Origin of the sequence: Bythopirellula goksoeyrii (genome assembly GCF_008065115.1) — a bacterium.
GTDB lineage: Bacteria > Planctomycetota > Planctomycetia > Pirellulales > Lacipirellulaceae > Bythopirellula > Bythopirellula goksoeyrii.
On sequence record NZ_CP042913.1, the window covers coordinates 5,227,717 to 5,250,719 of the forward strand.

19 protein-coding genes are annotated in these 23,003 nt (G+C 53.4%); 5 read left to right on the top strand and 14 right to left on the bottom strand.

Features of this window, described 5'->3' with window-relative positions; genetic code table 11:
• Positions 1–39 precede the first annotated feature (39 nt).
• The 7 genes from Pr1d_RS20610 to Pr1d_RS20640 all read right to left on the bottom strand — a co-directional run bounded on the left by Pr1d_RS20610 (position 40) and on the right by Pr1d_RS20640 (position 9,289).
• A complete protein-coding gene (locus Pr1d_RS20610) occupies positions 40–3,861 on the bottom strand; it encodes a beta strand repeat-containing protein (protein WP_148075286.1) in 3,822 nt (1,273 codons plus the stop codon).
• 281 nt (positions 3,862–4,142) lie between these two features.
• On the bottom strand, positions 4,143–4,940 hold the full coding sequence (locus Pr1d_RS20615; protein WP_148075287.1) for a transglutaminase domain-containing protein: 798 nt from the start codon (positions 4,938–4,940) through the stop codon (positions 4,143–4,145).
• Between the two features lie 399 nt (positions 4,941–5,339).
• On the bottom strand, positions 5,340–5,897 hold the full coding sequence (locus tag Pr1d_RS20620; RefSeq protein ID WP_148075288.1) for a transposase: 558 nt from the start codon (positions 5,895–5,897) through the stop codon (positions 5,340–5,342).
• A 126-nt stretch (positions 5,898–6,023) separates the two neighbouring features.
• Entirely contained in the window at positions 6,024–6,332 is a 309-nt protein-coding gene (locus Pr1d_RS20625; RefSeq protein ID WP_148075289.1) for a hypothetical protein, read from the bottom strand.
• 26 nt (positions 6,333–6,358) lie between these two features.
• On the bottom strand, positions 6,359–8,155 hold the full coding sequence (gene lepA, locus Pr1d_RS20630; protein WP_148075290.1) for a translation elongation factor 4: 1,797 nt from the start codon (positions 8,153–8,155) through the stop codon (positions 6,359–6,361).
• Positions 8,156–8,278: 123 nt separating this feature from the next.
• The gene (locus Pr1d_RS20635; RefSeq protein WP_148075291.1) at positions 8,279–8,857 is read right to left on the bottom strand and encodes a signal peptidase II; all 579 of its coding nucleotides are present in this window, start codon (positions 8,855–8,857) and stop codon (positions 8,279–8,281) included.
• A 57-nt stretch (positions 8,858–8,914) separates the two neighbouring features.
• Entirely contained in the window at positions 8,915–9,289 is a 375-nt protein-coding gene (locus tag Pr1d_RS20640) for a TraR/DksA family transcriptional regulator (protein ID WP_148075292.1), read from the bottom strand.
• A gap of 420 nt (positions 9,290–9,709) precedes the next feature.
• Here Pr1d_RS20640 and thrC point away from each other — a divergent pair, with 420 nt between their 5' ends.
• The 3 genes from thrC to Pr1d_RS20655 all read left to right on the top strand — a co-directional run bounded on the left by thrC (position 9,710) and on the right by Pr1d_RS20655 (position 12,507).
• Positions 9,710–11,113 (top strand): threonine synthase, encoded by a 1,404-nt coding sequence (thrC, locus tag Pr1d_RS20645; RefSeq protein WP_238476551.1) that lies wholly within the window; start codon positions 9,710–9,712, stop codon positions 11,111–11,113.
• 124 nt (positions 11,114–11,237) lie between these two features.
• On the top strand, positions 11,238–12,026 hold the full coding sequence (dapB, locus tag Pr1d_RS20650) for a 4-hydroxy-tetrahydrodipicolinate reductase (protein WP_238476552.1): 789 nt from the start codon (positions 11,238–11,240) through the stop codon (positions 12,024–12,026).
• Between the two features lie 103 nt (positions 12,027–12,129).
• On the top strand, positions 12,130–12,507 hold the full coding sequence (locus Pr1d_RS20655; protein WP_148075295.1) for a hypothetical protein: 378 nt from the start codon (positions 12,130–12,132) through the stop codon (positions 12,505–12,507).
• A 46-nt stretch (positions 12,508–12,553) separates the two neighbouring features.
• Here the strand turns inward: Pr1d_RS20655 and Pr1d_RS20660 are convergent, their stop codons facing one another.
• Together Pr1d_RS20660 and Pr1d_RS20665 are read right to left on the bottom strand one after the other, a co-directional pair.
• Positions 12,554–13,462, bottom strand: a complete 909-nt coding sequence (locus Pr1d_RS20660; RefSeq protein ID WP_148075296.1) for a hypothetical protein — start codon at positions 13,460–13,462, stop codon at positions 12,554–12,556.
• A 48-nt stretch (positions 13,463–13,510) separates the two neighbouring features.
• Complete coding sequence (locus Pr1d_RS20665; RefSeq protein WP_148075297.1) at positions 13,511–13,873, bottom strand: SpoIIAA family protein; 363 nt, start codon at positions 13,871–13,873, stop codon at positions 13,511–13,513.
• 112 nt (positions 13,874–13,985) lie between these two features.
• Here Pr1d_RS20665 and Pr1d_RS20670 point away from each other — a divergent pair, with 112 nt between their 5' ends.
• Positions 13,986–15,368: an MFS transporter gene (locus Pr1d_RS20670; RefSeq protein WP_148075298.1), complete on the top strand. Its 1,383-nt coding sequence runs from the start codon at positions 13,986–13,988 to the stop codon at positions 15,366–15,368.
• 41 nt (positions 15,369–15,409) lie between these two features.
• Here Pr1d_RS20670 and Pr1d_RS20675 read toward each other — a convergent pair whose 3' ends face one another.
• Together Pr1d_RS20675 and thiC are read right to left on the bottom strand one after the other, a co-directional pair.
• On the bottom strand, positions 15,410–15,787 hold the full coding sequence (locus Pr1d_RS20675) for a heavy-metal-associated domain-containing protein (RefSeq protein WP_148075299.1): 378 nt from the start codon (positions 15,785–15,787) through the stop codon (positions 15,410–15,412).
• A 69-nt stretch (positions 15,788–15,856) separates the two neighbouring features.
• Positions 15,857–17,188: a phosphomethylpyrimidine synthase ThiC gene (thiC, locus tag Pr1d_RS20680; RefSeq protein ID WP_148076470.1), complete on the bottom strand. Its 1,332-nt coding sequence runs from the start codon at positions 17,186–17,188 to the stop codon at positions 15,857–15,859.
• A 274-nt stretch (positions 17,189–17,462) separates the two neighbouring features.
• On the opposite strand from thiC, the gene Pr1d_RS20685 reads away from it, so the two are divergent.
• Complete coding sequence (locus Pr1d_RS20685; protein WP_148075300.1) at positions 17,463–18,170, top strand: metallophosphoesterase; 708 nt, start codon at positions 17,463–17,465, stop codon at positions 18,168–18,170.
• Positions 18,171–18,242: 72 nt separating this feature from the next.
• Here Pr1d_RS20685 and recA read toward each other — a convergent pair whose 3' ends face one another.
• The 3 genes from recA to Pr1d_RS20700 form a co-directional block, all read right to left on the bottom strand.
• On the bottom strand, positions 18,243–19,355 hold the full coding sequence (gene recA / locus Pr1d_RS20690) for a recombinase RecA (RefSeq protein WP_148075301.1): 1,113 nt from the start codon (positions 19,353–19,355) through the stop codon (positions 18,243–18,245).
• A gap of 419 nt (positions 19,356–19,774) precedes the next feature.
• Positions 19,775–22,384 carry a serine/threonine-protein kinase gene (locus Pr1d_RS26390; RefSeq protein WP_148075302.1) on the bottom strand — a complete coding sequence of 870 codons (2,610 nt, stop codon included), beginning with the start codon at positions 22,382–22,384 and terminating at the stop codon, positions 19,775–19,777.
• Between the two features lie 41 nt (positions 22,385–22,425).
• The gene (locus Pr1d_RS20700) at positions 22,426–22,992 is read right to left on the bottom strand and encodes an ECF-type sigma factor (protein ID WP_148075303.1); all 567 of its coding nucleotides are present in this window, start codon (positions 22,990–22,992) and stop codon (positions 22,426–22,428) included.
• Between the last annotated feature and the right edge of the window lie 11 nt (positions 22,993–23,003).

Consider the following 23,003-nt stretch of genomic DNA (forward strand, 5'->3'; position numbering starts at 1 on the left):
GACGCAATCATTTTGACGGCCTACAATCTCCACCGTTGGTCATGCAAGTGAATAGTTGCGTCGACAACAATTTGCGAGGAAAACAAGAGTCAATACAAGTAGCGTTGATGGTTCAGGAACAGCAGCGGTAACCGTTGTCGACTGACTCATACCATGTTGAGTCTGCCACTGAGAAATTAATGCAGGATTGGTACGTTGAATCATAAGGAAATCCGCACCGTCGACATCACCATCTAAGTCAACGTCGGCAGAGAGTGAAGATTCGAAATCACTTAGCACAATTTGATCGGCACTAAAGTCGAGCGTTACCTCAAACGAGCCGAGACCGTCGATCGTGCTGAGCCGCCCACCAGAAGCGACGTTGTCGAAAAAACCGGCCAAGACGCTTGTTGAGAGGATGGTAAACGAATCGGAGGGGTCGGGGACAAAACCATTAAGCAGGGCAAGCTGTAAATCCCCATCCAAGAGTGTCGTTCCTGTCACGTTTACGAAGTCGAACTCCGCTACCTGAAGCGTACCACCGATTTCAATTTCGAGTGCAGCGCCAGTTTGTTGTGTGTAGTCGCCCACGATTGTGGTGCCGCCGGCTGAGGATCCCGGGGCTAAAATGCCCCCAATGTTGGTGAGATCACCATGGAATGTTCCAACGCTAAGCGTGCCCCCCACGAAAATGAATAAACCACCGTTGGTGTGGTCAATTGTCTTCGCATTGAGGGTGCCACCGGCAATTGAGAGCTGCCCCGTAGCATCGATCACCGTGTCGCCAGAGGTGTTGTTATACTGTCCACCCGACTGAATTCTGAATATCCCCGAGCTCAAGCCGACATCGCTACTGCCAAGAACGAGACTGCCGTCCACCTGGGCGGTTGCATTGTTGCGCAACGTGACGATTGCGCTACCGCCATTGAGTCCCCAATATGCATGATTAGCGACTATTAATTCGGATCCGGGGCCATCGATGATCAGTTCACCGTCGGTGACTGTTCCGATAACGAAAAGCCCAGCCATTCGAAAATCAGCACCCGAGGTAATTTCAAACCGGTTTCCTGAATTCACAATATATTGGCCTAAGAAATTCAGCACCGCATCCTCGGAAGCCGTCACTGATTTACCAGCGGCAAGGTTTAAATTGCCACTAGTGAATTTGTTAATCCGGCCCCCCACAACCACCACGTCTTCATTCGCGTTGAACGAGCCAACACCGGCGTTGCCAATATTCAACGTGCCGGTGCCGTTAATCGTAGTCGTACCGGTACCTGTGGTGTACACGCCGCCATTAACGATATTGATCGTAGCCGAGCCAGTCTCACTCTCGTTGCCGAGATTAAGCGTCGAATCGCCAGTTTGAGTGAGCGTCGAGCCGCTCCCGATGATGGTGAGAGTGCCCTTACCGCCGTTACTTGTGGCGATGTCGAGATCGTTCAATACTAGGTCGGCGTTCGATTCGATCGAGAGACTACTAACTGAATCACTCGAATCTGCTAACCGGATGTCTCCGAAATCACCGCTTGCTTCGTTGCGGAAAGTAATGTTGGCATTCCCCAGAAAGCCCCATCTGGCAAAGCTAGCGGAGGTTGTAGTGACAGTTGAGCCTGGACCTTCGACGATCAGCATTCCATTTTCACCAATGCCAATCTGAAGCGTATCCAACAACCAGTCGCTACCACTGTTGATCTCAAACCTCGTTCCATCGTCAATTTGGTAGGAACCAAAATCTAATTGGGCACTGTTCGAGGCGGTGAGTGTTTGCCCATCGGCTAAATCGAAATAGAAGATACTACTGACGTTCAGTATGCCACCGTCCACAAGCACTGGTCCATTGGTATTGAGCGTGCCATCGCCGGTTAGTCCTACGTTGACTGTGCCCGTCTCGCGGATCGTAAGTGCTTCTGCCGTTACAACTGCTCCCATTTCGATATCTAGCTGTCCTGCTGTCGAAAGATCGTTTGAGCCAATTTCTAGTGTTCCCGAGAAGATGCCGAAAGCATTATTGCGGAGTGTGACCAGTGCGCTCCCTGCTTGATCTCCCCAATGGGTGCCACTGCCGGCTGCGAATGTTGAGCCGCTACCATCCACGATTAACGTATCTGTCGCGCTGTCACCAAACCCCATCGTGAAGGCACCGGTCACGGAAAGATCCGAACCTGTACTTATTTCGAAAGTACTTCCTCTGCGAATCAGGGGACCTTCGGCAAAGTTCAATTGAGCGTTGTTTGTTGCAGTGAGATTAGTGCCAACACCCACGTCAAACAACCCTCCGCTGACTTCGATGCTACCACCATTCACATCAACGCCACCGAAGGCAATGAACTCACCCCCGGTTTGATTCAGTAATCCGGTGGAGTTAATCGTCGTAACGCCAACCTGCGTTTCAAACTGGGCACCAGTTCTGATGTTCAATGTGCCCGTTCCTGAGCCCGTCGCACTGCCGATTGTGAGCGATCCGGAGTCTTGGATCACAGTTGCATTTTCTACATTGAGTGTGCCGAGAGCGTCACCCCCCTTCGTGGCAATCGCGATCAATCCTGTATCGATGTGAGCGCCACTCTCAACCGAAAGAGTGCCAACCGCTCCGGAAGTGGATGTGTCGGCCAATGCGATCTCCTCGAAAGTACCATTCGAGTCATCACCAAACGTCGCGGTGGCCGTATTACTTCCTAATCCCAACTGCAATGCTCCCGTCACAGAGACATTGCTACCTGATTCACGAGCGGTAAGCGTTCCCTCACCAAGTAACCCCATGCCGAGGTCCCCTGCAACCATGAAATCGGAACCCGAGTTGATCTCAAAAGTCGATCCATATCCAAGAAGATAACGGCCAAAATTGAGCTGCGCGTTATTTGACGCAATAAGTGTCTGGCCGTTGGCAAATTGAAAATCATCGAAATCGCCAACGTTGAGCGATCCAGCGTTGATATTCACCGGTCCCCTAACATCAAATGCTCCATCGCCGACGATACCAACATTCACTGTCCCAGTCGCATTGATCGTCGTTGTTCCTGTGCCGGTTGTGAATGATGCGCCATTCTCGATTCTAATAGTGCCCATTCCGCCCGAAGCGCTTCCGACCGTGAGATTCGCGCCGCTAAGGGTTTGATTCACTGACGATAGACTGCCGTCGATAATCAATGTGCCGGTGGCGTTGGACGTGAGAGTGGCAATGTCTAAATTTCCGACGTTGAGAATGCCACCGGTATCGACTAGCACTGTCGCTTGGCTTCCACCATTGCCCGAGTCGGCAAGGTTGAGTGTGCCACCGCTGCCGACGGTACCAAAGTTTGCCAACGCGTTGTCAGATACGATCAGTACGCCGTGGTTGCCGCTAAAGCCCAGGCTATGGTTAGTAGCCCCCAACACATCGAGCCGCGAATCAACCCCTACCACCGAGACAGTGCCATCCGCTTGACTGCCAATGTTCATCACACTCACATTCAATCCGCCATCAGAGCTAACATTAGGCAGATTCAGAAAGACAGGTTTGAGAGCTGTGCCGATTTGCAGCGTGCCGCCACTAATGTTAGCGTCGGCTGGTCCTGTGGCGAGTGTGTACGTGCGGAGCGTTGAGGAATCACTCTCAAAAAAAACTGTGCCGTCTGTGACCGTCAGTTCATCAGAAACCGCATCGCCTGTGAAGACCACCACAGGGATGGCGTTCTCAAAAAACTGGGCTCGATCTCCCACATCAGGGACTCCAGCATCCCAATGTGAACTGTTTTGGAAGGTTCCACTTCCACCGTTTCCATCTGAGCCCGTCCACTCGGTAGTGATCGCCATTCCCGGTGCGGTCGGGAGAAGAGATGTCGAACAGATTAGGAGTCCGCGAAACAGACCCACATAAAGCTTCCGTAACATACTAGACATAGGAACTCCCAATTGAAGTGTTGGGAAAGGGGAACTCTATGCAGCGAATATAGATGTTCGACATCCTAAACACAAGTAAATACCCTAAAACAGCGGAATTATTACTTCTCGCTTCGACGTTTTCTGCAGGTGAGAACTTCATTCTCAAGGGAGAAGAAAGAACATTTGACTCCAAATAGGTCAAGCAACCTGTGGCTGGAAGGTGATCCCCGGCGCCAACATCGGCGCCTCGCCGCACGGCACCAAAGCGGCGGCTCAGAAACCTTAACCGCGAAGGCAACTCAGTAAGAAGGCGCTGCCATTCGCTCGACCGTGACTTCCATGCCAAGTAATTCCACCGGGTCGCCGAACTGTGTGTAGATGGCGACGTCGGCCGCATCTCGACCATAGGCGATTGCCACTCGTCCACCTTGGAGGTCGTCTTGTGTTGGATCGAATGTGTACCATCTCCCTCCGACATAGGCCTCGAACCAGGCATGCAGATCCATCGGCTGCAGCTTCTCGAGATATCCCACAACCATGCGCGCCGGAATCGAAAGCGCGCGGCAACAAGCGATGCCTAAATGTGCCATATCTCGGCAGACGGCCTGCGATCTCTGATTGACCTCGCACGCACTGATAATTTCCTGGCCCGCCCCGGGCGTGTACTGTGTTGTCCGGCGAATGTAATCGACGATTGCGGCGCATTGATCGTACCCAGGCGCCCAACCCGCGACGATTGAAGACGCCATCTGGCTGAAACGATCTGATTCGCAATACCGACTTGGCAGAAGGAACGGCAACGTTTCGTCGGGCAAGAGCTGCACCTCCACAAACGGAGCCCCAGGAGCGGTATCGGAGAAATCGGCGGATTCGATATCAACCGACGTGTGGACGGAGAATTGCCCGGGTGGCGCCACCAACCGCTGGCAAAGGTTACCAAACGGATCGGTGAACTCGACCGCAGGGACGCTTGGGGTCAAAACATACTGTTCACGTCCGACCCATTGCTGCCACCCGCTGCGCGGTCGCAGCATGAACAAGAAGGGAGTTGCAACCGGAATATTAAAGTCAAGAAAGCAGGTTGCATGCATCCACATGGAAAGTTGATTCCGTTAGGAGAAAACACTTTGGCACGATTCTCTGCCACTCAAAGTCACCGCCTAACAACCTGTGGGTGGGCATTTCCGAACCTAGTTAGTCTAGCAGCATTGCTGGCTGATGCAACTTATCTCTGACACGGGTCATGAGAACTGCAAAGTCAAAATACACCGAATTGCAAATGCCCAATTTCCGAGTACTAATGACCAAAACAGTCAAGATTCCTGCCGAACTTGGTCATTGGAAATTGTTCATTGATTATTTCCCTACCAATACCGACGTACTTTGCAGTTCTCCTGAGACAAGGGTTTCCGGTATCTCATCTCTTCTGGCGAGCCGTAAGCGTTAGCGCCCGGAGCAATTTGCATTTTCTCCGGGCGCTAACGCCTACGGCTCGCCTAGATGAGTCTTCCGTGTTCTGCTGACCAGACGATCAGGGGGTTTGGCTGTTTGTAGAGCACGTAGTGAATCGCTGCGCTACGTGCGGTGAGTGTTGCAAGCTTGCGGGTCGAGCCTCGCATGGTCCACCATGTTTTTGAAAGGGGCTTTTCATAGGTCCGGTTCAAGATTCGACTTCCATACGCCTTGAAGTCAGTCAATACTCGCTTGGGGTCGGGATCACCGGATACTGTGACTACCATATGAAAGTGGCTACTCATGATCGCTACAGCATGAAGTTCCCAGTTGCGATGCGCGGCCGTCTCTTGAAATTGAGGCAGAAGCAGCTCCGCTTTTGCCTGGGATAGAAGAATCGGCGGACATTTCAGCAAAGCCGTCGAACTTCGTTGAATTCCTGGTAAATGTTCCTCCCACGGCTCGCTTGGCCGATCGTGCTCTATACGTGAGACGACATCCGGATCACCTGGGCGTCGATCTCGTACTGAAGTTACCGAACCACGCTCATTGCCGGGAAGCCAAGTGCCATAGGTCGTATTTGTGAGGAGCCAGTGACGCATGGCCTTAATTCTATCGGATAAGTGTACGCCTGTCAACTATTTCTCTGGCGAGCCGTAAGCGTTAGCGCCCGGAGCAATTCGCATTTTCTCCGGGCGCTAACGCTTACGGCTCGCCGGGTAGCCAAACTATAAGTGCATGGGAATCGAGCGAATTTGCTCGTTTTGCTGGGGCGGTTCGGGTGGATCAATCCAAGGAATCTCCTGTCCCGCTTCAAACATTTTTACAACACGTGACTTGAATTCCCGCATCACTTTGCCCAACACATCACGCTCCGAACTGCCGCTCGCTTCGATCCCAGCCAAATTCGCCACTCTTCCGGTCACCGTTGCGTCTTCATTCTTGTGAACATAAACTAGGCAAACAAAGACGGGAACGTTGGGCTTGGAGTCGCCGGTGATGCCTAGTGAATTTGGATTGTTTCGATTCGATTGCATGTTGATACTCTAAATCACTGCTCCCCTTAATCATCATCCGCGCGCAGCACCGAGACAAACGCCTTCTGCGGGATGTTCACGCTGCCAAATTGTTTCATCTTGGCCTTGCCTTTTTTCTGCTTCTCCAGCAGTTTTTTCTTGCGTGTCACATCGCCTCCGTAGAGTTTCTCGGTAACATCCTTGCGGAAGGGGGCGACCGTGGTTCGCGCAATGATCTCGCCACCAATCGCGCCCTGGATAGGAATCTTGAATTGATGGCGAGGAATCTCCTTGGCTAACTTTTCGCAATAGTGCAGTGCACGGCTACGAGCTTTGTCACGGTGCACGAGATACGAAAGCGTATCGACAGGCTCTTTGTTGACTAAAATATCGACTTTCACTACATCCGTCGTGCGATACTCGATCGGCTCATAGTCGAGAGAACCGTAGCCGCGGGTAAGCATTTTCAGCTTGCCATAGAAGTCAAACAGCACCTCGCCAAGTGGCATAACGCTGGTCACTTCCAGACGTTTGGCCGACAGGTAGTTCATCGTCTGACTCTCCGAACGATGTTCGCGGCACAGTTCCATGACAGGGCCGACATATTCTTCGGGAGTGATAATCGAAGCCTTGATGTACGGCTCACTGGCAGACTCGATCGACATCGGATCGGGCCAGTAGCTCGGGTTATCCACCTCCATCTCTGAACCATCCCTCATGGTCAGCTTGTACTTCACCGAGGGGGCGGAGATGACCAGCCCGATATCGAACTCACGCTGCAAGCGTTCTTGAATGACATCCAGGTGCAGCAGGCCAAGAAAGCCGCAACGAAATCCGAAACCAAGGGCCGCCGAACTGTCTTTCTCAAAGGTCAAAGCCGCGTCATTGATCGCGAGTTTTTCCAAAGCCTTTGTCAAATCCTCGTACTCACCCGTATCCATGGGATAGATCGAAGAGAACACAACTTGCCGGGCTGGCTGATAGCCGGGGATTGGCTCGCTCGCTGGACTGTCGGCGAGTGTGATCGTATCGCCGATTTCGATATCCTGCACACTTTTAACCCCAGCTACAATGTAGCCCACCTCTCCTGCGCTGAGTTGCTTACGGGGGTTGAGTTGGAACTGGTTGTAGCCCAATTCATCCACCTTAAAGTCCCGGTCCGCATGCATAAAATGAATCACATCCCGCGGCTTGAGCGTCCCTTCCATTACACGACATTGCAGTATCACGCCACGAAACTTGTCGAAGTGCGCATCAAACACGAGCGCCTTTAGCGGTGCTTTGGGATCGCCCTGAGGAGGGGGCAATTTCTCGACAATGCCCTGCAACACTTTCTCAATATTGACGCCATTCTTCGCGGAAATCGGAATCGCAGCGAACGGATCGAGCCCCAACTCCGCATCGATCGCTTCTTGGGCTCGCTCAATATCTGCCGACGGCAAATCGATCTTGTTGATGATCGGCAGCAGTTCCAAATCGTGTTCCAACGCCATATACAGATTTGCGACCGTTTGTGCCTCGACTCCCTGCGAGGCATCGACAATGATCAAGGCGCCTTCGCACGCCATCAAGGATCGGCGGACTTCATGGGAAAAATCGACATGACCAGGCGTGTCAATGAGATTGAGCAGGTAGTCTTTGCCATCCGCTGCGGAATAGTTGAGCGTGATCGTGTTGCTCTTGATGGTGATGCCCCGTTCGCGTTCGATGTCCATCGAATCGAGCATCTGCTCATGCAGGTCTCGCAGAGAAATGCCCCCACAAGTTTGGATAAGCCGATCCGCCAGAGTCGACTTTCCATGGTCGATATGGGCGATAATGCAGAAATTACGTATGTGTTCCATACCGTAGTTTTAGCAGGAAACGTCGCCGAAGATCAGGTGGCGACTGCGAGAGTTATTCAGCAATGCCCCCAAATTCACTGCGCGGCAGTTGTGAAGCGGACGGGCACCTCTGGGGACATGAGTTCAAGAAACCTTGTCCTTCTTGGGATCGTCCTCATCCGGCGCCAGATAAAACGAGCGCAGCACCAAGCCGATCGCTCCGCACACCAGCAGCGCATCCGCAATATTGAAATTCGGCCAGACCCATTGGTCGCTCGCCTGGAAGAGAATCCAGTCGCGCACAGCGTAGATGGTATCGCCTTGGCGTGTGGGATCAAACCTATCCCAGGTCAGTCCCGAAAATCCCGCCCGATCGTAAAAATTGCCCAGCACGCCTCCCATGATGCAACCTAAGGCGGTGGTGAGCCAGAAATCCTCAGCCGCGCGATAGTAGAACAGCCAGACGGGAATCGCGATGGCCGCCAGGATCGAGAAGACCGCGAAGAGCCAGACCTTGCCTTGCCCCATGCCGAACAAGGCCCCCTCGTTGAGGCTTTTTTGGATGCCGACGTGCCCCTCGATCAGCCACCACTCGCTGCCGTGGAACAGCTCAGAGCTAGCGAAGACAACTTGCTTGGTCCACAGATCAGCAATGCAACCCGCCGCAGCGAGCAGGCAAAACCATAGCACCCGTCGGGGCCAGAGACTCAAGGAATGTTCCATACTCCTCACTTTGCCTCGAATGTGGGTGGCGTCTGCTCCAAGCAGAATTCCAGGGAGTTATCCTGCTGCCAGCCCTTTTGACTCACGCGAGGAAGCACATTTGACACAGAGGGGGGTGTGTGGCAATGCGTTGAGACGCGTCTTTGGAATCACTCCGCCGCATTCTTCGCACGTGCCGTAGGTCTTGTTTTCGATCCGAGTTAGGGCTTTTTCAATGGAACCAAGGGTATCTTCTTCAGTCGCCAGCAGGCTCAGAGTAAACTCTTGCTCAAAGTTGTCGCTTCCAAGTTCCGCCATGTGTATTGGCATGCTCGAGGGCTCGTGATTCTCACTTCCTAATGCCTCGTCAGTCATCGACGTCACATCGTTTCGCAACCGGGAACGGAGCAGGGTTAGTCGCTCCTTGTAAACCTTCATATCAGCTGAATTCATCAATGTTCTCCGAAATAATGACCACCCCCAGCGTACTACGTGCGATGGAGACCAGACCCGTTATTTTAACGAGCCAGTTTGACCGCGTCAAACGTTTTCCACGGCTCCCTCCAGGACCTAACCTGTTGCGGTATAATGCCTTGCAGCCACTCCTTCGCGAAATTTATGAAGGAATTGGCAGCTTGTTTTCGTAGGCCGGAACTAGCAGTGCGCAGTTCCGACATGGGAAGGGCGTTTCGCGTTTTCGCTGCCGGAAATGCGCGCGGCTTGCTCACGGCCTACAGGTCCCATTTGTCTTGAGTTGCAGGAGAATGTAGCCCGCACTAGACTGGGTTTTTCTGCCGGAACTGCGCACGGCTTGTTCCGGCCCAACACAAATGCTGTGCGCAAAGTAATCTCGGAGTTCATGTGGCTAATTCGGTGAAAACTAACACCGACCAGGCGTTTCAGCGATGCCTGGCTCCTGATTGTGGTGCGACGTACGACATTGGCGAAGTCCTCACTGCATGTAAATCCTGCGGCGGTTTATTGGATATCGCCTACGATTGGGACCAGTTACCCGTTCCTAAGACTCTCCGAGAATTCGAAAAGAAATGGTCCCGTCGCAATGAGCCTCTTTGCCGGAGCGGCGTTTGGCGCTTTCACGACTTGTTGCCATTCGCACCGCCAGAGAAAATCGTCACCATCGGCGAAGGGCAAACGATCCTGGCACCCTCGGATGGTGTCGCCAAGTATATTGGCCTCAACCCTGGGCAGTTGTTCTTGCAGTACGAAGGGATGAACCCTTCAGGCAGCTTCAAGGACAACGGCATGACAGCTGCATTCACCCATGCCCATACCATCGGAGCCAAGCGAGCCGCTTGCGCATCGACTGGCAACACGAGTGCTTCGCTGGCACTCTATTGCGGCGTGAGCAAGCTGATGCAAGCCGTGATCTTCATCGGCTCGGGGAAGATTTCTTATGGCAAACTTTCCCAGGCACTCGACTACGGGGCTCTCACCTTGCAGATCGCCGGTGACTTCGACGACGCCATGCTGAGGGTCCGCCAAGTGAGCGAGCAGCTTGGCATCTATCTGGTTAACAGCGTAAATCCCTTTCGGCTCGAAGGGCAAAAAACGATCATGTATCGGGTGCTTGAAGGCCTCGATTGGGAAGTCCCCGACTGGATCGTCGTGCCGGGGGGGAATCTGGGCAATAGTTCTGCCTTTGGTAAGGCTTTCATGGAACTCAAGGAGCTGGGGCTCATCGATCGGGTGCCGCGCCTGGGGATCATCAACGCCGCGGGGGCGAACACGCTCTACCAATTGTTCGAAGTGAATGGCCAGCGCTGGAATGATGGTGATATCGACCGCGGTGCTGCAGCCAATTACTACGAGGAATTAGACAAGAGCCACCGTCGCGCTTCGACCATTGCCAGCGCTATCGAGATCAATCGCCCTGTGAACTACCAAAAGTGCCTGCGGGCTCTCGACATTTGCGACGGGGTCGTCCGCGAAGTGACCGACCAGCAGATCCTCGACGCCAAGGCACAAGTTGGAGCCCACGGCCTGGGCTGCGAGCCAGCAAGTGCGGCAAGTGTCGCCGGTGCCAAAATGCTCTCAGCCGAAGGGGTCATCGCCCCGTCCGATCGGGTGGTCTGTATTCTCACGGGGCATCAACTTAAGGATCCCACCGCGACGGTCGCCTACCACACAACCGATCAAGACGAATTCAACCGTGTGCTAGGAAGCCGAGGAGTCCAACGAGCCGAATTCGCCAATCGTGCAGTAGCTGTTGCCAATGATCTCCAAGAGATTGTTCAGGCGATACAATTGAATAGTTAAATGCTCTTCAACAGGCGAGCCGGGTGCGTAAGCTTTCGGTATGTAGGATTAGATGAGTAAAGTTAGCTTCCCTAATAGCCATCGCCGGAAGGCAATGGTTTCCAAGGATTGACTGAGGATGGCCATGAAAATCGCAGTACACGGCGCAGCAGGACGCATGGGGCAACGAGTAGTCGCCTTGGCGAGTGCCGATAGTCGTTATCAGATTGTTGCCGCGTTGGAATCGGCAACGCACCCGGCACAAGGGCAAGACGCTGGGTTACTAGCCGGCGTGGGTAAACTTGGCATCCCGCTAGCGGTGGTAGGGGAATCCGACGCCGACGTGGTGATCGATTTCTCGGTCCCCGATGCAGCCATCGCCGTGCTAACGCACTGCCTGGAATTCAATAAACCCCTGGTGATCGCCACGACCGGCTTTGATGTTCCGCAGGACGACTACATCCGCGAATCGGCCCGAAAGATTCCCATTGTTTGGGCACCAAGCATGAGTCCTGCGGTGAACTTGCTGATGAAGCTCACAGAGACTGCCGCAAAGTCCTTGCGCGATCTGCCGACAGGAGTGGACGTTGAGATCATCGAGCGGCACCATCGCTTCAAGGAAGACGCCCCCAGTGGCACGGCCCTGCGGTTCGGCAAGATCGTCGCCGAGGCGATGGGCCAAGAGTCGCACATCCATGGCCGCCACGGTAGGCCAGGTGAGCGCCCTCGCAACGAGATCGGCTACCACGCACTCCGCTCCGGCGATAACCCGGGCGAACATACCATCATCTTCGGCATGCTTGGCGAGACGATCGAACTCAAAGTCGCCGCCTCCAACCGCGACTGCTACGCCCAAGGCGCCCTGATCGCTGCCGATTGGATCATCGACAAACCACCTGGCCTGTATAGTATGAACGACGTGTTGGGGTTGTAGCTGTTAGCGTTTAGCAGTTAGCCGTTAGCTTTTAGCCAGAGAGAGTTAACCGACCCGCACCCTTCTGGCTAATTGCTAATAGCTAACCGCTAAGAGCTTCAAAATGGCCAAATGCGACGAAGGATATCTCTGTGAAGTCTGCGGCAAAGACGTGGCCAATCTGACCGAGAGTGATATGTACCTGCGCTACATCGTCGGCATGCTCGACCCCGAGGTGCTGCACACCACCCCCGAACGCCACATCCGCTGCAACCCAGAACTAGCGCAATACATCATCGCCGACGACTTCGAGCCCGTCTTCCGCGAAGGCCCATTCGATAAACGCAACCTCGACCCCGAATTCGTCCGCCAACAAGAAACCCTCTTCACCCGAGGTTGGCACCGGCTCAAAGAAGTGGCTGGCAAAGAATTGCCAATCATCGAGTATCCGCTGCCGGAAGTGATCGAGAAGATCAAGTCGGGTTCGCCGGGGATTGGCTGATAGTGGTTGTCCCCAGCCATGGACGAGTGCATGTTCCACCCATTGCTTAGTCGGCATCAGCTGGCTCAAAAACTTCCACAATTCGACACGGCAATATGCCAGAGAGTACAATGGCAATTGCGAGTTCAGCTTCATCATTGGGAATTTCGAAGCTCATCCCTCCTTTTTCTTTTGAAATCATTTCGCTCTTAACGATGCTAAGCAGCCGATTCTCCAAGAGCATGCCTAGGAATCGCGGAGATGGGCCCGATTGATGACTGCCTATGAGCTGAGCAAGTAATTTATTTCCTTCATTATTCAGAGTAAAGCCAAGCTGACTGCATCCTTCTTTACTGGGACGACTATTAGCTGCAACCAAGTACTCTCCGCCAATCGGCTTGTCGCTTATCAGCAACAAGACCTGAGGCACCTTGCCTACCAGTCTTATTACGGCACGATTGTCGGACAGATCAACCGGAGCGCATTCGCCATTACTGTATGGCATCCATTCAGCAACCTCACGGCCTTTTATTTTTACAATTCGCTGATCGGATGAAAGCAGTAAAGCCTGATCTACGATCTCTTTATCTCCAACGGCGTTGGCAAGAAGTCTGAATTCAATCGTACCAATTGTAGTTACAAGTCTAGTAATTGAATCCCAATCGATTTTCGCATCTGCTGGGACATCTATCCTGAGAATTTGATTGTTCAAGGCGGTAGCTTGACTAGAGGAATTAAGACGTTCATTAAGAGTAATGATCACGCTTCGCATTAAATTGCCGTCTTCGTCTCCTTCAGGATCAAGTTCAAAAACTAGTGATCTCGGTTCCGCCGTTTGACCGATTACAGATGAACTATATGGAAACAGAGCGACAATTATACAAACCCATTGAATGCGAAGAATCTTCGTCCAAGTTGATAATTCAACGTCATCAATCTCAGATTGACTACTTTTGGCTGCGACTGGTGCCACCATGAGTATTGCTCCCTTACTGCTTGAGCCCTCGGGTCCCAAGCCTTGTGTTCATGCTTTCAACCACTCCATCGCCGCCTCATACTCGCCCGCCGGAAAGTGCTTCACTTCGGCTTTCACGAAATGACTGGCGATGTTGGGCGCAATCTCCAAAAACTTGCTATCGGAGACCGCAGCGATCTTAGCTACGGTTTTGTGGTGGTCGTGAATGAATTTGATGTGGGAGACGAACGAGGCAAAATTCTGCCAGCCGGGGAAGTTCTCGGCTTGGATGAGAATGCCATTCAGTTTGCCGTGCTTCTCGATATAGGGATCGACAAGGGATCCAATTGATTTGAAATCTTCCTCGGCTAGGGGGGCTTCTGGTTTGATGACGAGGATCCCGTCTTGCTCTAAGAGTTCTGCATTAACCATGAATCTTAGCTCCTGTTCGTTGGCAAAAGTTGCTGGAGGGCCGGATTCGGACCGTTTCCTATCATAGCAACTCATCTTGCCGCATGGCACGGGTCGACCCATAATCTGTCTCATGTCTAGCGCAGAAGTTACTTCCGAAAGCATCACCGACCATCTCGATACCTCAGCCCTGCCTTCGCTTTACGCGGACCGTAGCTTTTGGGGGATGACAATTACCCAGTTCTTCGGAGCATTCAATGACAATCTGTTCAAGCAACTGATCCTGCTGCTGTCGATTACCACTGCGGCGAACGCTGATGGCGCGGCGGAAGATAATCAGTGGCTGGCGATGTTTGTGTTCGTCGTGCCATTCTTGATGCTGACGGGAATCGCGGGGTACTTGTCGGACAAGTATGGCAAGCGGGGCATCGTGATTCTTTGCAAGGTGGCCGAAATCGTTGCGATGGCATTGGGAGGCGTGGCGTTTGCAGTCTACTCGAAGAGTGATAGTTTGACCTTCCTCTATGTGGTCTTGTTTCTGATGGCTGCACAAAGCGCATTCTTTGGGCCGGCCAAATATGGAATTCTGCCGGAAATGCTTCGTGAAAGTGACTTGCCGAGGGCGAATGGGTTCATCCTGATGACGACGTTCCTCGCGATCATTTTTGGCACGGTCGTCGCCGGCTTTCTGTTGCAACAATTCCGTGACCGCTTGTGGGTCGGTTCGGCCGTGTGCATCTCGATTGCTGTCGCGGGTACGATTACATCACTATTCGTTCGCAAAGTCCCCCCGGCGAATCCCAACCTAAAGTGCGAAGCATCGTCGTTCACCGTGCCACCGGATATGCGCGAGCTACTACGGAAGGATCATCCGCTGCTGATGGCGCTTGCAGTCTCTAGCGCCTTCTGGCTCTTGGCCGGCATGGTCCCTTCGGCTGTGAATATCCTGGGGAAAGTCGAACTGGCCCTCGGCGATGAATATACGAGTATCCTGGCCGGCATCATTGGGCTTGGTATTGCCTTGGGATGTGCAATCGGCGGGCTTATTTCACGAGGGAAGGTGAATTTCACTCTGATACGAATCGGCAGCATCGGGATGCTGATCACCCTGCTGTTGATGGCCGTCCCCGCGCATGGCGATTTACAACTGCTCAAAGACGCCGACGGCAAGCTTGTTCATCTACCTGGACTAGGTGAAGGAGGCCAATGGCTCGGCTTTTGGGGGAGCTTACCGACGCTCCTGTTGCTCGGCGTATTCACGGGATTCTTTGCCGTGCCGCTGCAAGTGTTCCTGCAGTCGCGACCTCCGGATGATAAGAAAGGTCGCATGATTGCCGTGATGAATCAGGCGAATTGGATCGGCGTTCTGATGTCGGCGTTCCTGTATTGGGCGTTTTCGGAACTCATCTCGCGTCAGGAATGGCCACGTAGCACCATGTTCTTGTTTATTGCTGTGCTGATGCTGCCCATTGTGCTTTTCTATCACCCCAAGAGTGAGGTGCTAGATGCGAGGTGATATTCAGCACTAGGAAAACCATCGGCTTACGCCGACGCCTGTTAGAGGTTGTTTTCGTCGTCCGATTTGTTGCCCTCAGCTCCCACCAATTCAGTTTTGGTGAATTGTTTGTCCAAGAGTGCGGCCAGCGCTGCCTGGCTATCGAATGTCTCCTGATCGACAGCAACGGTCGCCAAGCGATTCGGGAAATCGACCATAACATCCTCCGCGCCAGGCTGAGCGGCCAGCGTATCATGCACCGCCTTTGCACACGACTCCTCGCACATCATGTCAGGCACTTTGAATTCGACCGTGGGGGCGCCCGCAACGTTGAATGCGGCAGGACTCGCTGTGACCGTGCTGTCTGTTGCAGTATCTGCCGCTTTCTGGCAACCAGCGACTGCGACTAACATCAGCGCAAAACATAGTGAAAATCTCATGGCTTCTCTCCCAATCGAGTTGACCCAACATTACTTGTGAGTCGTACCTCTAAAATTGCGTGGTGATTCTTAAGACTTGGCCACTACAGGCAGCTCAAGCTCGCCTTTCTTAGCCATTTCGCGGATGTCCTCGGTGATCTTCATTGAGCAATACTTCGGTCCGCACATGCTGCAGAAGTGGGCGCTCTTAAAGGTGTCCTGTGGCAAGGTTTGGTCGTGGTAGGCTTGTGCGGTTTCGGGGTCGAGTGAAAGGCGGAATTGCTCATCCCAGTCGAAGGCGAACCGAGCCCGTGACAAAGCATCGTCGCGGTCGCGCGCTCCTGGTCTGTGACGGGCAATGTCGGCGGCATGAGCAGCGATCCTGTAAGCGATCAGGCCCTGCTTCACATCTTCGCGCTCGGGGAGTCCCAGATGCTCTTTTGGCGTGACATAACAGAGCATCGCTGCGCCAGCCCAACCAGCCAGGGACGCCCCAATGCAACTGGTGATGTGATCGTAGCCTGGCGCGAAATCGGTTACCAGCGGTCCAAGTACATAGAATGGTGCCCCGTCACAAACTTCAATCTGGCGATCGACGTTCATCTTGATTTGATCCATGGGAATATGGCCAGGTCCCTCGACCATCACTTGAGTGCCACGCTCCCAGCCACGCTTGGTCAATTCACCCAAGACATCAAGTTCGGCAAACTGAGCGTCGTCACTGGCATCGGCGAGTGAGCCAGGCCGCAGGCCATCGCCGAGACTCCAGGTGACATCATACTGCCGCATGATATCGCACAGATCGTCGAAGGATTCGTATAAGGGATTCTGTTTGCGGTGGGCCATCATCCACTTGGCGATCAGCGAACCGCCACGGCTGACAATTCCCGTCACGCGATTCATGGTCAGATGCAAGTGCTCAAGCATCACGCCACAGTGGATCGTCATGTAGTCGACCCCCTGCTTCGCCTGGTGCTCGACCATGTCGAGAAAATGGTGAGGACGCATTTCTTCGATCTCGCCACCGAGTTCTTCGAGCATTTGGTAGATCGGCACCGTGCCGATGGGCACCGGCGAGGCGCCGATGATTGCAAGCCGAATCGCGTCGATATTCTTGCCTGTCGATAAATCCATCACTGTGTCGGCACCATAGTGAACCGACGTGTGAAGTTTTTCCAGTTCGCCTTCTTCGTCGCTGGTGACCGCTGAATTGCCAATATTGGCGTTCACCTTGCAACTGGCGGCGATGCCGATACACATCGGTTCGAGTCGGCCCTCCAGATGAACCCGGTTGGCTGGGATTACCATCCGGCCCGCTCCCACCTCTTCACGGATTACTGAGGGCTCTAGATGCTCGCGCTTGGCGACGAACTCCATTTCAGGCGTAATTGTCCCGGCTCGGGCATGTTCCAATTGGGTGATCGGTTCTGACATCGGGGAGAAATACCTCCTAAAGAATTTTCGGTCCGTCTCAGTGCAAGCCGGCAACCATGCGTGGGAACCCCTGAATATGCCGGGCTCATTGGCATGGTTTATCGTACTACTCGACGGATGAATGTCAATCTAGCCGATCTGTCGTTTCAGCCGTGCTGCCGTTGTTAGATTCAACCAAAATCGTATAGGTTAGCGTGCCAACACCCAACAGGACATTCGTAGATATCTTGTCGAAATCATTCACCTCCGTTTAGAAGCGTCCATGTCGCAATCAGTCAGTTCCACTCCTCGCACAATAGCCCTCGGCGATATTCATGGGTGCTACGCTGCCCTGGACAAGCTGCTCTCAACGATTGACCTGCGGAAAGACGATCGACTCATTGTGTTGGGCGATGTGATTGACCGTGGGCCACAAAGCCGCGCGGTGATCGAGCGACTCTTGCAACTACGTGATGCGTGCCAACTACTTCCAATTCTCGGCAATCACGAACAGATGTTGCTCGATGCTGTAGACGGGAAGATGGCTCTTCAGGATTGGCTCTCCCATGGGGGAGCGGAAACTCTAGATGCCTATGGCCCTGGTGCAGCACTTTCCATTCTTCCTGAAGAACACATTGAGTTTCTGCGCAGCTGGCCCAACTACCATGAAACCTCGGGGTTCTTTTTTGCCCATGGAAATTATCTGGCAGATGTAAAACTCTCCGATCAACCGTGGGACTGGCTCCGCTGGGAATCACTGCGAGATTTGTTGCCCTCTTGCCATCTGTCGGGCAGAACGGCCATTCTCGGACACACTTCGAATAAGCGGGGCGAGATACTCAACCTTGGCTACATGGTTTGTATCGACACCTACTGCCATGGCGGTGGTTGGCTAACGGCATTGGAACCGGAGACGGGGAAAGTATGGCAAACCAACGAACGCGGCGCGAGTCGCGAGGGGCAGCTACCGCCTCCTCAGAAGACCATGTAGCTGTGAAAACGCCCCGGTATTGCAATGCCGGAGCGTTCGCTGATTTGTCGAAGGTTTCAGTGTTTACGCTTGCTATTCGAAATCCTCTTCAGGAACTTCATCAGTTTCGACTTCGCTACTTGGCTTGCTGGTGAGTAGGTCATCGAAACCACCTTCAGCGAGAACTAACTGTTTGATCTCTTCGGTAATCTCCGGATTCTCTTTCAGGAAGATGCGTGATTTTTCTTTTCCCTGACCGAGTTGCATTTCGCCATAGCGGAACCAAGCCCCCGAGCGGGTTAGTACCTTTTTCTCGACGCCCAGGTCGAGAATATCTCCCTCATAACTGATGCCATCCTGGTGCATCATGTCGAACTCCGCGACACGGAATGGAGGAGCCACTTTGTTTTTGACCACTTTGAACCGTACTCGTTGTCCCACCACTTCTTCGCCATCTTTGAGTTGGCCGATGCGGCGTACGTCAATTCGGCAAGAAGAGTAGAATTTAAGTGCCCGACCGCCCGGCGTGGTCTCGGGACTGCCGAACATCACGCCAATTTTTTCGCGGATTTGGTTGATGAAGATCACCGAGGTCTTGCTCTTGGCAATCGCACCCGTCAACTTACGCATCGATTGGCTCATGAGCCGGGCCTGCAGGCCCACGTGCGAATCGCCGATCTCGCCATCGAGTTCCTTCTTCGGCACCAGGGCCGCCACTGAATCAACCACGATCACATCGACGGCATTGCTTTTGATGAGCATCTCGGTGATATGCATCGCCTCTTCACCATGGCCCGGCTGGCTGACAAGCAGCGTTTCCAAATCGACTCCTAGTTTCTTGGCCCAACTGGGGTCGAGCGCATGTTCGGCATCGATAAACGCCGCGATTCCATCTGCCTTCTGGGCCTCAGCTATGACATGCAAAGCCAGGGTCGTTTTGCCGCTTGATTCTGGGCCATAGACTTCGATTATCCGCCCACGCGGGATTCCTTGGCCTCCCAGGGCAATGTCGGCTGACAGGCTGCCGGTCGAAATTCCTTCGATGCGGCGAGTCTGCTCGGCCCCCAAAGGCATGATCGAGCCTTCGCCAAACTGCTTTTCGATGGCTGCAACGGTATTTTGGAGTTCAATACTGCCGGAAAAGAGCTTTTTCGCGGGAGAAGGAGCGTCTTTCTTGCCGGATTTTGACTTTGCTTTCTTAGCCATCGAGTTTCTCGGAGATGCGTTGTTATTCGAAGTGGAATTCTTGCTAGCTACTGCTGTCACCATGACTGGGGTCCCTTTATCCATCAGAAAAGGCGGAAATGCAAGCCGTCAGGCGGCACGATAAATACTGTACGCACGAATAGTATATCGGTGTTCACTAGTTGGTTCAAGAGGGGATTTGTGCGGGGAAATGACCTGCTTCAAAATGGCTATTTTGGCCTGCCTGTAGAGTTGGATGGACAGGCATGATTCGGAGAATCGCCAAGGTCCGCCCAATTTTGTCGCAAGTGCTTGCAAGTTAGCAATAATAAGGCTCGAACAATACATTTCGCCGAACGAATATTGAGATCTTTTTCCTATCTTTTCTTGCTTTCAAGCCACGTCGCGATAAAGCGTGTGATTTCTGTCCTACTGACTACTCACTTGTCGACATTCTCAAGAAGTTTTTCCAATCGCCAGCGAGCCTGACCCAACACCGGATGAGCCGTTTCGTTTTCTCCCAATTCCACACTCCGACGATAGGCTGCAATCGCCGCTTCTTGGTTGCCTTCGATTTCTCGGCGTTGTGCTACGTAGAACCACGGGAAACAGGCGAGTCGTTCATCGTCGGCGGTGTGATCCGTGTACTCTTTCTCGGTGACCAAGTCGAGAAAATACGCGGCGGTCATCTCATCGGGATCTGCTTGTGAAAGATCATATTTCCCGTCGCTCTGGCGATATGTTGCGAGAGCCTTTTCAAAGTTCTCTTTCGCCTCGTTTTCCTTTCCCTGAGCAAGCAGACACCAGCCCAGGCTCTTGTAGACAAAAGGCCTCATTTCGCCCATGCCGAGTGCGGTTCGAAAAGCGTCCTCCGCAGCTTCCATCTGACCTGCAGTTTGTCGAAGCTCACCTAGAACAACCGCGTCCAATGCCCCTGGAGTAAGCTCACCATGAAAATTCATCGCGACATCCATGACTTCGTTCACGGCTTCTGCTGAGACGCGACTGGCAAGACCCGCGCTCGCAGCGAAAAAACCATGCTGGAGCATTTGATCTCTGAGGCGGGCAGCTTCTCTTGATTGCTGAGCTTCAATTGCATCAAGCTTAAAAGCTAGTGAATCTCCCATGTCTTCAGATGAACTCAGTTGCTTGGAGCCGGCAAGCTCCAAGGATTCTTGATAGAGACTCAATGCTTCTTCCCTTCGGCCGACTGCGTGATAGATGTTGGCCAGATTACGCAATGAAGCGAGCGTGTCAGGGTGATCACTGCCCAGATGTGCTCGCCTTGTCGCGAGGGCATCTTCATAGAGTTTGATGGCTTTTTGTTGCAAACCCGAGGCACGGTATGCGGAGGCCAACCCGTCTAAAGTTGCCAATGTATCGGCATGGTTGGAGCCCAGTTCTTGGCGTCGTATGTCGTAGGCGCGCGCAAGCGATTTGATCGAGCTAGTCGAGAGTCCCAGGCTCGTTCGAGACCTGCCTATGGCGTCCAAAAGGGCGGCCTGTGTGAGAGGCTCATCTGCCAGGTCCTCTTCCAGTTGTTCTTCACCATGATCAAGAACCTCGGCCACCGTTATTTCAGAACCTTCCCGAAGAGGATGGGGACTTTGGAAGGTGCTGACTAAGAAATCTGTCACTTTCTCCGCTTGGCGGCGAGAACGTGCTTCTTCAGCGCGGGCTTGCTCAGCTTCTTCTTGGCCTCGAATCGCTTCTTGGCGGGCCAATTCGCCCGCATCACGTTCCGCGATGGCCGAGCGTTCTGCCCGGACTGCCCGCACCGCCTGCCAAATACTTACGGCAGTCCCGCAAACAAGCGCCATAGCAACCAGCGATGCCGCCAAGAGAGGCTTCCGATAACGGCGGGCAAATTTACGAAAACGATAACTTGCCGAGGGAGGACAGGCGTGTACTGGCTCGTCGTGCATGAATCGCTGCACATCGCGCGCTAAGGCGTTTGCCGTTTCATACCGCCGTTTGCGATCCTTATCCAGGCATTTCATCACAATCCAATCCAAGTCACCTCTTACCAGCTTCGACAGTTTTGCGGGTTCCGTATTGCGCAAAGCAGCAATCGACGGAAGTTGATCTCCGGACTGGCTGAGTCGTGTACTGGGTTTTGGGGGTTCTTCTTCACACAGTATGCGCCGCAACTCGGTCGCTGCGATCCCCTGGAGCCGCTTCTTGTTGAACGGAGTTGTGCCGGTGAGAAGCTCGTAAAGCAAGACACCTAAGGAGTAGATGTCGCTGCGAGTGTCAATGTCCTGGCCACTCATGTCTGCCTGTTCTGGGCTCATGTAGAGTGGTGTGCCAAGCATCTGAGCGAACCGTGTATAGAGAGTTTGATCCGTGAGCTTCTGACTGAGTGCTTTAGCCACTCCAAAGTCGATGACTTTTACCAGTGGCTGACCATCGTGCAAGGTGACCAAGATGTTCGAGGGTTTCACATCTCGATGAATGATGCCTTTCTGGTGGGCATGTTGAATGGCCATGCATACCGAGAGGAACAAATCCAACCGCTCGCGCGAGGAGAGCAAGTGCTGGTCGCAGTAGGTTGTAATGGGAACTCCTCGAACCAACTCCATGACGAAGTACGGACGAGTCGCGGCGGTCGCTCCTGCATCGAAGACTTTGGCGATGTTGGGATGGTCCATCAGTGCCAATGCCTGGCGTTCCGCTTCAAATCGGGCAATCACTTCCCGCGAGTCCATGCCCGGCTTGATAATCTTCAGAGCTACCTTGCGCCGGACCGGTTGTTCCTGTATCGCGAGAAACACCAACCCGAATCCCCCTTCGCCAATTTGTTCCATGAGCTTGTAGGGGCCAACTTGTGCTCCAGGCCGCTCTGCGATCGGGCTCAAGGTTGCTGTTTCTCCCAAGTTGAGCGCGGGTTCGGCCATGAAGTCGCCCGCCCCACGAGCTGCATTCAGCAAGCGAACCACCTCTTCTCTCAGCGAAGAGTCTCCCTGGCATTCTTCATCAACGTATGCCTCACGATCGGTCGGATCGTCGATCTCTATTGCCTGCAGGAACACCGACTTTGCATTGCTCATACCGATTCACTTTGATCTAAAATTCCGATCGGCCTTGTGGCTTAAGGGTCGAGATGGTCGAACAACCATGCCCGTGCATAGGCCCAATTGCGATAGGCGGTTCTTTCCGAGATGTCCATCATTTCTGCTGTCTCTGCGAACGACAGCCCCAGAAAGTAGCGCAGCTTAACGACTTCGGCTGCCTGACCATCGACGAGTTCTAGATCGCCAAGTGCTTCGTGAATGGCAAGCACATCATCGTTGGATATTAAGGCAATATTTCCGCCGTGAGAATCATCTAATTCGACCTTCTTACGGTCTCCCCCATGACGAAACCGCCCCTTGCGGCGAGCCTTTTCTACAAGAATGCGCCGCATTGATTCTGCCGCCGCAGAAAAGAAATGACCCCGACCATCCCATTCTTGAGGTTCATCGGGATTGGAGCCAATCAGCCGCAAGTAAGCCTCATGCACTAAGGCGGTCGCTTCGAGAGTCTGGCCGGGTTTTTCGTGAGCCAGTTTCGCGGCGGCCAGCTTTCTTAGCTCTTCATACACCAGCGGCAAGAGCTTCTCCGCGGCACCCGAGGTGCCTGAGCAGGCATCCGCCAAAATTCGAGAAGCATCCGTCATAGGCCCAGACT